This is a genomic window from Aquimarina sp. Aq78, assembly GCF_900299525.1.
Taxonomy (GTDB): domain Bacteria; phylum Bacteroidota; class Bacteroidia; order Flavobacteriales; family Flavobacteriaceae; genus Aquimarina.
Genome location: NZ_OMKA01000001.1, coordinates 128,371 through 141,663 on the forward strand (window position 1 = coordinate 128,371; position 13,293 = coordinate 141,663).

The window sequence follows — 13,293 nt, forward strand, 5'->3', positions numbered from 1 at the left end:
TCATATACGAAACGTTGTATTTAATCTAACATGATGAACATCCCTTTTTGTAACTACTTTGATATAAAAATATTTCTAACTTAGTACGTTCAATTTCAATATGTTGTTAACACTTATTGCTAACCTATGCTTACCAATATTTTTTCTTTCTTTCTTAAAATTTCTCCACGACTGAAACGAGCAGTCTGGAAAAAACTATATGAGTATCTGTCAAAGAAGTATCCAACAGAAGAGTGGACTTATATGAACTACGGATACGAATCTTGCAATGAATCTATTGAAATTCCATTGAAAGAGGAGGAAGAGCGTGACCGGTATATGATTCAGCTATACCACCATGTGGCAACAGCTGTAGATCTTGTGGATAAAGACGTAGTAGAAGTTGGTAGTGGACGTGGAGGAGGTTCGTCGTACATTAAACGATATCTTAAACCAAAGACGATGATTGGAATTGATTACTCTAAAAATGCAATCAAATTCTGCAATAAACATCATTCGGTGGAAGGATTAACCTTTATTCATGGTGATGCAGAAAACTTATCGTTGGGAAATGAAAGTGTAGATGCGATTGTGAATGTAGAATCGTCACATTGCTACGGATCCATGAAAAAGTTTGTGGAGCAAGTTAACAGAGTGCTACGTCCTGGCGGGTATTTTTTGTTTGCAGACCTACGTCCCTCAGAAAAGATCGAAGAACTTGATAAGACTTTCAATGATGCAGGATTTGAAGTGCTTAAAAAGGAATTGATCTCGAAGGAAGTGGTCAATGCAATGGATGCATTTCACGAATTCAAGTTAGCATTCTTTCAAAATATGGTAAAGGGCTGGTTAAAAAAGCCGTTGAATGATTTTGCAGGAGTTAAGGGTTCGAACATCCATAAGGAATTGAGTAATGGTAAGATGGTTTATTATCATTATGTATTAAGAAAATGATAAGCCTCTGCTTACTCTAGCATGTTTATATAGACGCAGTATTAAATTGAAAAACTAAGCACAACAGAATATATAAAAAATGCTCAAGATTTGGCTATCTTTGAGTTCTTCCATACTATAAAAAAGCAATCACAGATGAAAGATTTGTGTTTTTAAAGAATCGCACATTTCATATACAATGCCGTTGTACTTAATATTAAACTAACAAATATGAACTATAGAATAATTACTAAATACTATTATCTCACTGCCTTTCTTTTACTAACTAATTCTGTTTTTAGTCAAAATGAAAAACAAGAGAAAATGGAATTACTAAACTTTATGGTTGGTGAATGGATTGGAACATCGAAAGTTTATGAAAAAGGTATTGTTTCCAAACAAGGTTCGGCATACCAAAAAATCACTTATGATTTAGACAAGAGCATTTTGGTTATTGAGTTGAACACCGAATTATTGCAGTTACACACAATAATTTATTATGATGAAAAAGACAATAAATACTATTATTACCCTTTTTCTAAAAGAGGTGTGTCTAGATATCCTGCGGAGTATAGAAATGGAAAATTAATAGTGTGGAGTAATGAAAAGAATCGATTTATTTTCAATAGAACTTTGGACGGCGGTTTTCGAGAATATGGAGAACAATTAGTTGACGGAAAATGGACAAAATATTTTGAGGATACTTTTAAAAATTCTCAATAAAAAAATACTAAACACAACAATGGCTATAATTCATTGTGACAGAGAGTTAAAACAAAATTTAATTTAAAAACCAAATACTATTAATAAATGAATAAACTTAATCCATCCATAAAACATCACCTACTTATTGGGCTATTTATAGGTTTTTGGATTTTTTGTTTTGGTTTTTTTATTAGACCCTTTGACGATGCTATATTAGATTATGAATGGGTTCCTATAAGTATTGGGTTTGGTCTGTTTAGCTTCTTGTGTTATGCTATTGTAGCTGTCATACAAAATAAGTTGTATCAAAAGCTTTTAAGATGGAATGTGACTTTTGAGATTATTACCATAGTATGCTACTGTCTGTTTTTTACCATTGTATTGTATGCATACTCTAAAAGCGATCTTGTAAACTCTGCCTACAACTTTTCTTACTTCTCATTTTTAATGGCAAAGACCTCTATTGTCTTAATTCCTATCCTAATACTCGCTAGAATATATGTTGTAAAACTCATTCCTCCTAAAGAAACCATGCTCACTATAAAAGGAGATAATAAGTTAGACATACTTAAACTATATCCATCAGATTTAATATCTGTCTCGAGTTCACAAAACTATGTTGAGATTTTCTTTTTAGATAATGATGCTTTGAGTTCAAAACTTATACGATCTTCTCTAAAAAAAATTCATCAAACTGTTCCTTTTTTAATACAAGTGCATCGTTCTCACTTTATAAACCCTTCTCATTTTAAATCTTGGAAAAACCAAAATACGATTTATGTAACCCAAATGGAAGTAGTTGTTTCTAAAAATTACAAAGAGGTTATTTTAACCTTATAATTTTCGTCCCTAATAAATAACTTTTCGTACCAAACCCATATTTTTTAGCGGTTTGAAGGTTTTTTGAATGTACTTTTACATTGTGATAAGCCTGTCAAATAATCATCATAAAATCACTTTTAAATGAAAAACATACTACTAGTAGTTGTCATTATAAGCATACATTTTCAGACCAAAGCACAATTTTCTAAAAACGGAAAGAAAGAAATTATCATCGCCACTGTAGATTCTATTTGCTCAGAAACTCTTAAAGAACATCGAGAGATATGGGTGCATCTTCCAGTTGAAGGTAAAGAAGGTGAAAAATACCCTGTATTATATATTTTAGATGCTCCGGAGCAATTTTCTCCAATTGCTGGTATTGTAAGCCATCTAGAAAAATGGGATATGCCACAGACCATTGTTGTAGGGATTCCAAATACAGATAGAATTAGAGATTTTACTCCTACTGATGCCCCAGCTTCTCCCGGAGAGCCATTTGAAAATTCAGGAGGGTATGAAAATTTTATAAACTTTATGGAGTGTGAGCTAGCTCCATATCTTAAAAACAAATACCCCGTGGATGAAATGAGTACTATCGTAGGACATTCTCTTGCAGGTCTTTTTGTAGTAAATACCTATGTATCTGATCCACGTGTTTTTGACAAGTATCTAGCTATTGATCCAGCCGTTTCCTGGGATGATCAGATATTTGTAGATACATCTGAAGAACTACTCCAAAAAAATAACTATCAAGACAAATCACTTCACGTTGCTGTCGCAAATAGCACTTCAGTAGATACCGTAAGAGTAAGAAGGATGAATGATAGACATACCGAACATTTAAGAGCCAATCTTAACTTTCACGATATCTTGGTAGAAAACAAACAACACCTTGATGCTACTTGGGAGTATTATCCTTATGATGACCACAGGAGTCTCATCATTCCCTCAATGTATTCTGGCATAAAAAACTTATTTAGTTGGTATAAATTTAAAGCAAGATGGCTTTTTAATACTCCAAAAGGATATAGCGCAAAAGAACTTACTGAACCTTACTATACTCATTTTAAAACCTTGAGTACACATTTTAAACGTGATATGAAACCAGAATGGGAATTTGTAAATGAGGTAGCATTCTTTATTTTAGATGTACATAAGCTACCTGAAAAAGCAAAAGCTTATCTTGATGTAAATCTTCACTTTTATCCAGACGAATCTAGAAGCTATGTGGCGATGGGAGATTTTTACTTAAAAGAGAAAAAGAAGAAAGCCGCTGTTGAGTATTACAAAAAAGCTATTGAGATAGATGGCAATACAGACGCTCTAAAAAAACTCAAAAAACTGACTAAATAAAACTGTGATCTCAGATGTTACAATGAATCAGTCATTTATACTTCAAATTATTAATGAAAAACAAATGATGTAATCTGAAATTACAGATTTAATATTCAAATATTATGTTTCAATGACTAGAATCATATATTTGATTTATTCTTCTAAACTTTCAATCAATTCATCAATTCTATTAATTCTCGGTATAATTTCATTCTCTACTCTTCTTTTGCTCAAATAGTATTCATAAATTCCTACTCCGACCAAAGCCAAAAATGCTCCGACCCCTATATATCGTGCTAAAGGTTTTTCCCAAATACCAACAAAAAACAAAGGAACTATGAGGTAAATAGTCAAAATAGCCCAATTTAACCAAGTTTCAAGCATTTTCTTTTGGGCTAGAAGGTAGACTTTGGTCTTTTCTAAGTATTGTAGGTAACTTTCTTCAAGGTCGCTCGGCTTGAATTTTTTTACGCCAGACATTCGAATTCCAACATATATTGACCACACTATGACGAGTACCGACGCAATTTTCATGGAAATATAAGGAGCCCAATAAACAATGAACATAAATGCCAGAATAGTTATCAATGCAGAAATAACATTTACCCGTTCTATATACTTCCACCAACGGTGTAAACGTCCTAAACTCGATTGTAATTCTAGCATCAATTTAGATTTTTCAAATTTTAAACGTTCCTGATTGCTAGACGATTGCCAGATATTAATTAATTCATCTTCTATCATAATATTTCATTTATACAGTTCAATAATTTAGATTTTATTCGCTTAACCTTTACGGCTATGTTATTTTCGGACAAGCCTAGAATACTAGAAATTTCCCTATAGGCTAATCCTTCCAGGTAAAGTGCAACAATCGCCTTATCACCTTCATTCAATTTTTTTACACATTTTCTTAGACTAATTAATTTTTCATTCTCGCCTCCGATTCTTTCTTCCGAACTAAGATTTTCAATAGTCATACTATCTAGTCTAATAAATCTGTTTTGGTTTTTAGTGTGTTTGGATTTAAAACGAAGGCAAACGTTTAAGGCTATTCTGAACATCCATGTACTAAGAGATGAATTACCTTTAAAGGTAGCTATCGACCTCCATACATGAACCAAAACCTCTTGAAAAAGGTCTTTAGCATCCTCATGGTCTTTTGAATAAATCGAGCAAATTCTGAATAGTTTCTCCTGATTTTCTTCTAAGGCATTAAGAAATATAGTTTCACGTTCTTTTCTCATTGTTAAAGCTTGTCTCTACTATTTTAGTTACCATAGTTTTCAAAATATGACACTTTAGTATACTATTTTTTAATCAATAACTAAAGGCTTTTCATTACAACAGGTTTTCTTGCTGGTACGCGAAGACGCACTTGACTCTGACGTAGCTATTACGATGAGCTTATTCAATCAGATAAAAGACAGACTTAAAAAATTAATTGCTTACTCTTACGTGTCTCTACAGAAGATAACAATATGTAAGAAAAGATAGGTTTTTGTGCTTAATCCAAAAGGTCTGTGTTATTTGTAAAGTCGCCAAATATAAAATTTGACGTTTATGAGAAAAAAGATAAAAGCAAAATATTTATATTTGGCTTAGTACCAATCCGAAGTGTATTGCTTATCAACTGCCTTACATTTCTTATACATTGTTGGCAACAAGCTAAAGAAACAAAACACTGAAAAATGAACCGATTATTTTTAATATTATTTTTGACTTTTAAATTGACTTGTTTTTCGCAGACTCAATCGGAAATGAATAAAGATGCGAATAACGAATATCAAAAAGCTGATACAGAACTTAATGAAGTTTATCAAAATATATTGACAGAATATAAATCTGACACAATTTTTATTGACCGACTTAAAAAAACACAAAGAATTTGGATTTCTTACAGAGATGCTGAATTGGAAATGAAATTCCCAGCTAAAAATAAACAAACCGAATATGGAAGTGTTTACCCAATGTGCGTTTCTTATTTTTTGAAAGAACTGACCGAAGAGCGAATTGAAAAATTAAAAATTTGGTTAATTGGAATTGAGGAAGGAGATGTTTGTTCAGGTTCAGTTAAAATGAAATAAAAACCAGTCGCCAATTTTTACATTAACCGTTATAAGCAATAAAATGAAAACTTTGATAGAAACAGAAAGATTATTGTTAAAGGAAATTACCTTGGATGATAAAGAGGAAATGTTTCAGTTGCATTCTAATTTTGACGTACAAAAGTATACGGGAGAACCTCTGGTTGAATCTATAGAAGAAATGGAACAGGCAATACAGACAAGAATTTACGACTATAAAAAGTATGGATATGGAAGATGGGCTACCTTTCTAAAAAATGGGATGCAGTTTGTTGGCTGGGCTGGTTTAGCGTATCTGCCTGAATTTGATGAAATTGATCTTGGTTATAGATTCTCACCTAAATATTGGGGGATGGGTTTTGCAACAGAAGCATCTCACGCAATTTTGAGATACGGATTTGATAAACTCGAATTAAGACGGATAATAGCAATTGCTATGAAAGAAAATATAGCTTCTATAAGAGTAATGGAAAAAGTTGGGATGGAATTTGATAAATTTGCGCCTTATGAAGTTGAAGGTGAGGATGTTGCTTGGTATTGGTGTGATAAAAAGCTTATAGCAAGAAATAAACCCTAATCTTTAACTTGTGTGAAAAATGTTCCTTTAGATACTCGATGGTATAGGACTTAATGATAAGTATAGATAAAGAGTTTGTTTAAATAATGCTACTACAAAATTTAGTTACGAGAAAAAGGAGTAACATCTTTCTTTTATAAAGCTACGTATTGATCTAGTAACAGTTGTTTTAAGTCATTAGAGCTTCTTACTATAAAGTTTGGAGATAATGGTATCAATTTTTCTTCATTTCTAAACCCCCAGGTAATGGCAATGCTATCAACACCTGCATTTTTGGCAGTAACTAAATCTACTTCTGTGTCTCCAATTAATACCAATCGATCTAAAGATATTTTGAGAGAATGTGAAATATCTAAAATACCCTTTGGATCCGGTTTTTTATGTATGTCTGATTGACCTATAATATGATCGAATTTGATATTTGGAAAAAAATGACTTGCACATTTACATGTTAAATCATGAAACTTATTGGATAATAATGCTAATTTTATTCCTGTGGATTGTAATTCTTCTAAAATCTCCAAAATACCCACATATACTTCAGAATGTTGAGTATACAAATTTTCATACATTAAACGAAACTCACTTAATAAGTCTTCTATTAATTTTTCATTTCTATCTATTGTAGGAATTGATTGCTTTATAAGATTTTTAGTTCCATTCCCAATAAACTCACGATAATTTTTTATGGTATGAGTTGGGAAATTATTTTTTTTCATAAGCTCATTCATGATATGAGTATATATTCCTAAGGTATTTAAAAGCGTTCCATCTAAATCAAAAATAACTCCTTCGTATTTCTTTTTTATCGACATATAATAATTGTTTTTTAAGTATTCACAGAGATAAATATTTTTTATCTCTGTGAACTCTTTTTTATTTTGAATCAAAAATTATTTAATTTCTATTAGAGATTCTTTTTGCACATTTACCATACCTTCTAATATTAAATTTTTAAGCAAAGTTAATTGTGTCATACTTATTTTGTCTATTAATTCACTATATAAAACGGGCTGTTGTTTTAATAAATCAAATAGTGCTTTACCTCCTGTTCTTTGATCTACAAATCGAACCTCTTTATTTTTCTCAAGTCCTGTTTTAGTAAATCTTGAACAAGGAATTAAATGTTCAATTCCTGAAGGAGCTGCGTCTGCATTTTTAATTGGATCTTTCCAATATGTTGCGATGGCTTTTTTTAGTTCTTCTGGAATCTCCATTGGAGGGATACTTGCTTTAAAACCAGGGACATCAATAGAAAAGCCATCTCTAATATATACATTTTCATCTAATGATACTATATCAGAGGGAGAAGGTTCAGATCGATTTAATTCTGATAATCTCTTTAAAAACCTACCATCAGTATCCAAATCTTCTTCTTTGAAAGAACCGGAAGTTAGTAATGTTAAGAGATCTTGATTTAAAGCAGTATCTACCAATGCATGAAAAGTTTCATCTTTAATACCCAGATCAGAAGTAAGTACATTCCTTTTATTCCAAAAAATACTTTGCGGGTTAGATTTAGCTATGGCATGATACCATTGATCTATAGATAGAGCAAAAGAGTGAGCAATCTTATGCCATTCTTCATCATAATCATGCCATACATCTTTTTTCATTTCATCGGTAAGATTTTTATCATCTAGTGTCGACCTTATTAATAAAGATGCAGTTGATGCCATACCACCGGCAAAAGCAACACCTGAAGAAAAAAGAGGGTCAACAAAATAAGCAGAATCTCCTACCATTATCCAGCCTTCATCAAAGTCACAAAATTTTTCCTGAATCATAGAATAGTTGGATAGCACTTTAACTTCGTCATTTACAGGTTTTGCATCTTTAATAAGATCTTTTAATCTTGGAACTGTTTTTATAAAATCAAAAAATTGTTCAGGATCTTTTAAATCCTTATTTAACGTTTTTATTAATTTTGGATCAGTAATGATTCCTAATGAGTATACAATTGTTCTTTCGTTGTTTATCATTTTAGGAATAGGAATATACCAAATCCAACCATGTTCAAAAGCGAAACAAGCAACCGGAGATTGATTGTTTTTATTAAAGATGTTCCAATCCCCATCAAGAGTTTGAGCCGGTTTTCCTCCAACAAAATGATTCCAAACAGCTAAGTTTTTATACTCTGAAAGATAACTCTTTCGAGTCGTTGGGATTACCGTATTTCTTCTGCCGGACGCATCTACAAAAATTTTACAATTTACGACCTGACCAGATTCTAATGTAACAGTTCCGATATTGTTCTCATAACGATATTGTTCTATTTTGTTTTTTTCAAATACATCAACGCCAGATGATTGTGCATGATCCAATAAGATTTTATCGAATTCTGCTCTATCTGTATGTATGGCCCAACGATGAACACCATCTTCTACATAGTTTAACATGTCAAAGAAGGTAGTTTTAGGAGTTTTGTTATCCCAATCAAAAATTCCTCCAAACTTTTTAATCCAGCAACCACTATCCAAAACTTTTTGAAGTACTCCACACTCCTCCAAAATAGGAATTATAGGGTGAGCAAATGACTCTCCTATTTTTTCACGGGGAAATTCATCTTCTTCGAAAATTGCTACTTTTAGATTACTTTTTTTGGTTAGTAAAGCACCCAATATGGATCCAGAGGGGCCTCCTCCCATGATTATAATATCATATTCTTTATGTGTCATGATTAGTCTATTATTTGTGGTTTATAAAATATGTATTCGTTGTAAATAGCGATCTATATTATCTTTTAAAGGGTTTCTTCCGTGTAATAGTGATAAATTATCAATTAGTAAATAATCCCCTGTTTCCCATCTATGTTGATAACATACATCCGATTCATATAATTTGGGTATGAAGCTTTTTAAAAAATCATTTTGTTCATTTGAAGAAAACCCTAAGATTTCAATATGTATAGGGTTAAGTTGTACACTTTCTTCATTTAATGGTTCTGCGAATCGTATTACATCTTTACCAAGATGCTCATCATAGTGCACAAGTTTTTGTACTACTTTACCACCGTAATGAGCATTTTTATCTGTACTATAGGTAATAGTAATACTTTTCCATAATTTTAATTCTTGTGGACTAGCTTTTTCTAATACTTTTTGAGTATCACAAAATGTACTTTCTCCACCAGGTGTATTAATATTGGCTCTTAAACATTGAAAAAACAGAAATGATGGTACTGAGTTTGCAAATGCTCCATCCCAATGAAAAGGAACATTTCCTTTTGTGAATAGATAATTATTGGCATTTTCTTTAATTTCTAAATTTAAAATATGCCCAAAATTCCATTCGAGAAGATCTCCCCACTGTTTTGCATAGTTTAGCATATTATTAGACTCCATAGGTTTAAAGCCTTTTAGAAGCACAACTTTTTCTTGATGTATTATTTCTGTCAAATCTTTTATAGATAAGTCAGTAAGTAGACCATTTTCGTTTGCTTGTATAATTGTGCCAAATGGAAGTATTGGTTTGGTTTTTATTTGCGGTAATGCATTTAGATTATTTGTTTCCATAATGTTTTAATTTTTTTACTTATTGAATGAGATTGTTATACCATTGAATAAAATGAATACCCTTTTTGTGAAGAGATTAATTCTGCTCCCATTTCTTTTGCCTCTTTGTTTTTTACTAGTTTATAACCTTCTTCATCTAGCAAAACAACATTGTGCCAAGGAGTACCCCAATTATGATTACATTTTACTAATTGAATACCTATTTTTCCTGTGTTTAGTTTTTGTGGATGGATAGAAATTCTGATGCATTCTGGGAAAAATTTTGCTACTAGATCGCTCCAGGAATGACTTCTTTGAATTACTTGATACGCTATTTCTTTTGATTGTTTTTTTAATTGATTCTTACTCAATTCCCTATTTAATACAGACATGTCTTCATATACAAACTTGTGTAAACCATTAAATAAGTTTTTCTCTGATTCTTGATTCTTTACATTATATTTTACTTCTTCTATACTTTCACCATAATTATTACTTAATTCATATCTCATTTCATCATATGATAGTTCTGGAAAGACGTTATCTAAATTGAAGGTTTCTAAATAGTTTATATTTTCTCGTTTAATCATATCATTTAGTGCTTCAGAATAGGTCGTAACATCATCATCGTTAACTTGAACAATATCACTAAAGACTCTTCCGTCAGAACAGATAACAACTTTTGCTCCTGGAGTATAAATCTGTTGAATCTGGGTACATATTTTATTAAGACGTTTTAATCCCAGAAATTCTCCCAAATCGGGTTTGATTCCTAAGGTTTTTTCTCGGTTAGGAGATTTTGCAGGAAAAGCAGGTAAGATTAGTCGAATTGGTTCATTTTTATGGATAAATGAATTTATTTTTTTCAAGTGGTTTCGAACTGCAACATCTACATCTGGATCATCAAAAATGATTTCAATATCAAAAACTTTTAAATGACTATAATTCATTATAACATTAAAAATTTTTTTGGCTAGAGAAGATTGCTCTTTTTTTATAGAAACAACACTGTCGTTCTGTGATAAATTCATGGTTTTAAATAGTTTAAGTTGGGTTATGTTTAATATTATTTGTAGTTGTTTGTTTAAGAGAAAGGCATAGGATTAGGTTTAAAAATGTAGCAGATTTAAAATTCTATATATTGTACTTTGGTTATCACCAGCAACAAATTTGATATTTTGTGTTTACAATATTAGCCCCAAATCCTCCAAGGTTTTTTTTAGAGCTAGGAGATAGCCATATTAGATAGAAACCTTATTTACGTCTATGGTTCTGTAATTAACAAGAATTTGGTCAATATCTATTTCTGACAATGAGTCATTGATTGGTAGGGATAAGGATAAGGTTTTTTTCGAACCGTAATCTTTATGATGATTTTACCTTTAATAAGATGAATGCTATAGTAGTTTTTTATAGCTTCAATAATAGATAATTGTATAGTTGTAAGCTTATCTATATGGTTATGAATTGCTTTTTGTAAGTGTAACATGTGTTGAGTTTGGTTTTAAGAGAAAGTATTTTTTTTACATATGCTTTATTGTTTGTAAGGAATACGATTAAAGTTTATATTTTATTTTGATGTCGAAATTAAGTAATTGCTTATACTTAAAATGTAACATTTATAGGTGTTTTATTGCACTTTTATACTTATACGTTCATTGTTTGATATTATACAAAGGTGATTTCAAATAACTTGCATAAGAGTTTGAGGATATTATATAAATAGTGATTTTGTTACGTTTATATAACTAATGATTTAAAAGAAAACCCCTCTCATTATAGATATATCAAGCATTTTGACTCTATTTTTATAATTCTAAAAGAGAATTAGAGCCGTTCACACAATCTTCCCTAAAAGGGATAAAATTCTTGAAATACTATATTATGATTCGCTCAAGGGTATATTGAGCTATATCAACATCTAATTTATTTAGGAGGAGAGGAGCTTATTTATGAAGTATGAAGAGTTACATAGTACTGTTTTTGTTTTCAGCTTCTTCTTTTATCGAGTTATAAATACTCTTATCATCAATCTTAGTTATCGAAGATAACTTTTTGAGTAAGAGCATTGCTTCATCTTTGCCCTCCTCAAACATGTTTATAGTATTCTTATTAAATGTGATATTTTCTTCAGCCTCCATTTTTAGAATGTGAGATTGATATAAGAAGTTTCGTATAATATGATTACTAGCATATAACATTGAGTGATATATTTTTCTTTTTTCCACGTTTCGCTTCTTTTCTAGAATTACTATAATATTGAGCATAATAAATAGAGCAAAGAACTTAAGCCAAAGAAATATTAATTCATCGATTTTTGATGATTTTATAAAGTTAAAGTACATATCTATTTGTTCTGCTAGATTTACATTTCTTATAATGCAATATAAATAGCCGATTGTAGATAGTAAAAATCCAACGATCACATAGACGTATTTTTTTAAAACCAGTTTCATTGTATGTTATTATTTTATTTATAATATTTTTAGTTATGTAACAATACAACCGTAATGTATAGGTGATTTTAGGGTAATTACTATAATAGGCTATAACGGATATTGTTTTTAGAATTTATATGCTAATCCAAAATTAATATGCTCAAAATCAAACCCTACTATAATTTCATCGGTGGATTTTTCTCCTTTATCAGCTTTCATGGATTCATAAGATATAGCTCCCCATAAAGCTTCAATAGCAAAATGATCATTCAAGAAATATGTTAATCCAGGAGTGAGTCCAATTTTATACCCTTTTTCTCTATTTTTAAGCCCATTTCTTTCTATATCTGCTGTAAGGTAATCTACTCCAAGTTCACCAAAAAGAGAGAATTTATGACCTGGAGTAAAATCATATCGACCAAATACTCCGATAAGTCCATGATGAGATTTAATTTCTTCTTCTCCTTCTTCTTCTTTTTCACTTTCGTATCCAAATTTTACACCTCCAGTTACAGTTTCGGAAATAAGATAACCTACTCTGGTAAATACATCTAACATAATATCTTTATGCTCTTCTCCTTCGTTTTTAATTGTTTTGGAATCAAATCCAAACAAAGCAGAAACAAATACATCTCCTTGCTCAAACTCTCCTTTTTTATCGTAATCTTTAGCAAAATGATGCTCTTTTGTAGCATTATTATGACGTTCTTGAGCATTAGCAAAAGAGAAAGATGCTATTGTGATTATTAGTAATAGTATTTTTTTCATGAATTAGTATTTTTAAAATAGTTGAGTTATTATTTTCTTTTATGTTATCAGGATCTGAAATGATATTTCATACCAGAAGATCCGTATCATTTTATTTTTATTTGGTTTAAGAGTGGGATGTTAATCTTTAGAATTTTTCAAAGCAGTGCCTTGGG

General features: G+C 30.8%; 14 protein-coding genes. 6 read left to right on the forward strand and 8 right to left on the reverse strand.

Annotated elements, in window-relative coordinates:
* Positions 1-126 precede the first annotated feature (126 nt).
* From DG435_RS00530 to DG435_RS00545, 4 genes are all read left to right on the forward strand, one after another.
* Positions 127-933, forward strand: coding sequence for a class I SAM-dependent methyltransferase (locus tag DG435_RS00530; RefSeq protein WP_106794875.1), 807 nt, complete (start codon positions 127-129; stop codon positions 931-933).
* A 210-nt stretch (positions 934-1,143) separates the two neighbouring features.
* On the forward strand, positions 1,144-1,635 hold the full coding sequence (locus tag DG435_RS00535) for a hypothetical protein (protein WP_106794874.1): 492 nt from the start codon (positions 1,144-1,146) through the stop codon (positions 1,633-1,635).
* 87 nt (positions 1,636-1,722) lie between these two features.
* A complete protein-coding gene (locus tag DG435_RS00540; protein ID WP_106794873.1) occupies positions 1,723-2,457 on the forward strand; it encodes a LytTR family DNA-binding domain-containing protein in 735 nt (244 codons plus the stop codon).
* Positions 2,458-2,580: 123 nt separating this feature from the next.
* Positions 2,581-3,792: an alpha/beta hydrolase gene (locus tag DG435_RS00545; RefSeq protein ID WP_106794872.1), complete on the forward strand. Its 1,212-nt coding sequence runs from the start codon at positions 2,581-2,583 to the stop codon at positions 3,790-3,792.
* A 135-nt stretch (positions 3,793-3,927) separates the two neighbouring features.
* Here DG435_RS00545 and DG435_RS00550 read toward each other — a convergent pair whose 3' ends face one another.
* Together DG435_RS00550 and DG435_RS00555 are read right to left on the reverse strand one after the other, a co-directional pair.
* Positions 3,928-4,440, reverse strand: coding sequence for a hypothetical protein (locus DG435_RS00550; RefSeq protein WP_234387190.1), 513 nt, complete (start codon positions 4,438-4,440; stop codon positions 3,928-3,930).
* 74 nt (positions 4,441-4,514) lie between these two features.
* Complete coding sequence (locus DG435_RS00555; RefSeq protein ID WP_106794870.1) at positions 4,515-5,021, reverse strand: RNA polymerase sigma factor; 507 nt, start codon at positions 5,019-5,021, stop codon at positions 4,515-4,517.
* 444 nt (positions 5,022-5,465) lie between these two features.
* Here DG435_RS00555 and DG435_RS00560 point away from each other — a divergent pair, with 444 nt between their 5' ends.
* Together DG435_RS00560 and DG435_RS00565 are read left to right on the forward strand one after the other, a co-directional pair.
* A complete protein-coding gene (locus tag DG435_RS00560; protein WP_106794869.1) occupies positions 5,466-5,861 on the forward strand; it encodes a lysozyme inhibitor LprI family protein in 396 nt (131 codons plus the stop codon).
* 43 nt (positions 5,862-5,904) lie between these two features.
* Positions 5,905-6,438 carry a GNAT family N-acetyltransferase gene (locus DG435_RS00565; protein WP_106794868.1) on the forward strand — a complete coding sequence of 178 codons (534 nt, stop codon included), beginning with the start codon at positions 5,905-5,907 and terminating at the stop codon, positions 6,436-6,438.
* 134 nt (positions 6,439-6,572) lie between these two features.
* Here the strand turns inward: DG435_RS00565 and DG435_RS00570 are convergent, their stop codons facing one another.
* The 6 genes from DG435_RS00570 to DG435_RS00595 form a co-directional block, all read right to left on the reverse strand.
* Complete coding sequence (locus tag DG435_RS00570) at positions 6,573-7,253, reverse strand: HAD family hydrolase (protein WP_106794867.1); 681 nt, start codon at positions 7,251-7,253, stop codon at positions 6,573-6,575.
* 78 nt (positions 7,254-7,331) lie between these two features.
* Positions 7,332-9,116, reverse strand: a complete 1,785-nt coding sequence (locus tag DG435_RS00575) for an NAD(P)/FAD-dependent oxidoreductase (RefSeq protein ID WP_106794866.1) — start codon at positions 9,114-9,116, stop codon at positions 7,332-7,334.
* 21 nt (positions 9,117-9,137) lie between these two features.
* A complete protein-coding gene (locus DG435_RS00580) occupies positions 9,138-9,953 on the reverse strand; it encodes a TauD/TfdA family dioxygenase (protein ID WP_106794865.1) in 816 nt (271 codons plus the stop codon).
* Positions 9,954-9,988: 35 nt separating this feature from the next.
* Positions 9,989-10,963, reverse strand: coding sequence for an isocyanide synthase family protein (locus DG435_RS00585; RefSeq protein ID WP_106794864.1), 975 nt, complete (start codon positions 10,961-10,963; stop codon positions 9,989-9,991).
* Positions 10,964-11,899: 936 nt separating this feature from the next.
* Entirely contained in the window at positions 11,900-12,133 is a 234-nt protein-coding gene (locus tag DG435_RS25365; protein ID WP_159098241.1) for a hypothetical protein, read from the reverse strand.
* Between the two features lie 363 nt (positions 12,134-12,496).
* Positions 12,497-13,138: an outer membrane beta-barrel protein gene (locus DG435_RS00595; RefSeq protein WP_106794862.1), complete on the reverse strand. Its 642-nt coding sequence runs from the start codon at positions 13,136-13,138 to the stop codon at positions 12,497-12,499.
* Between the last annotated feature and the right edge of the window lie 155 nt (positions 13,139-13,293).

Coding starts and splice junctions, on each gene's coding strand:
- DG435_RS00585 (WP_106794864.1), bottom strand. CDS start 10,963: ATGAATTTATCACAGAACGACAGTGTTGTTTCTATAAAAAAAGAGCAA.
- DG435_RS00570 (WP_106794867.1), bottom strand. CDS start 7,253: ATGTCGATAAAAAAGAAATACGAAGGAGTTATTTTTGATTTAGATGGA.
- DG435_RS25365 (WP_159098241.1), bottom strand. CDS start 12,133: ATGTTATATGCTAGTAATCATATTATACGAAACTTCTTATATCAATCT.
- DG435_RS00555 (WP_106794870.1), bottom strand. CDS start 5,021: ATGAGAAAAGAACGTGAAACTATATTTCTTAATGCCTTAGAAGAAAAT.
- DG435_RS00560 (WP_106794869.1), top strand. CDS start 5,466: ATGAACCGATTATTTTTAATATTATTTTTGACTTTTAAATTGACTTGT.
- DG435_RS00580 (WP_106794865.1), bottom strand. CDS start 9,953: ATGGAAACAAATAATCTAAATGCATTACCGCAAATAAAAACCAAACCA.
- DG435_RS00535 (WP_106794874.1), top strand. CDS start 1,144: ATGAACTATAGAATAATTACTAAATACTATTATCTCACTGCCTTTCTT.
- DG435_RS00595 (WP_106794862.1), bottom strand. CDS start 13,138: ATGAAAAAAATACTATTACTAATAATCACAATAGCATCTTTCTCTTTT.
- DG435_RS00530 (WP_106794875.1), top strand. CDS start 127: ATGCTTACCAATATTTTTTCTTTCTTTCTTAAAATTTCTCCACGACTG.
- DG435_RS00545 (WP_106794872.1), top strand. CDS start 2,581: ATGAAAAACATACTACTAGTAGTTGTCATTATAAGCATACATTTTCAG.
- DG435_RS00540 (WP_106794873.1), top strand. CDS start 1,723: ATGAATAAACTTAATCCATCCATAAAACATCACCTACTTATTGGGCTA.
- DG435_RS00550 (WP_234387190.1), bottom strand. CDS start 4,440: ATGCTAGAATTACAATCGAGTTTAGGACGTTTACACCGTTGGTGGAAG.
- DG435_RS00565 (WP_106794868.1), top strand. CDS start 5,905: ATGAAAACTTTGATAGAAACAGAAAGATTATTGTTAAAGGAAATTACC.
- DG435_RS00575 (WP_106794866.1), bottom strand. CDS start 9,116: ATGACACATAAAGAATATGATATTATAATCATGGGAGGAGGCCCCTCT.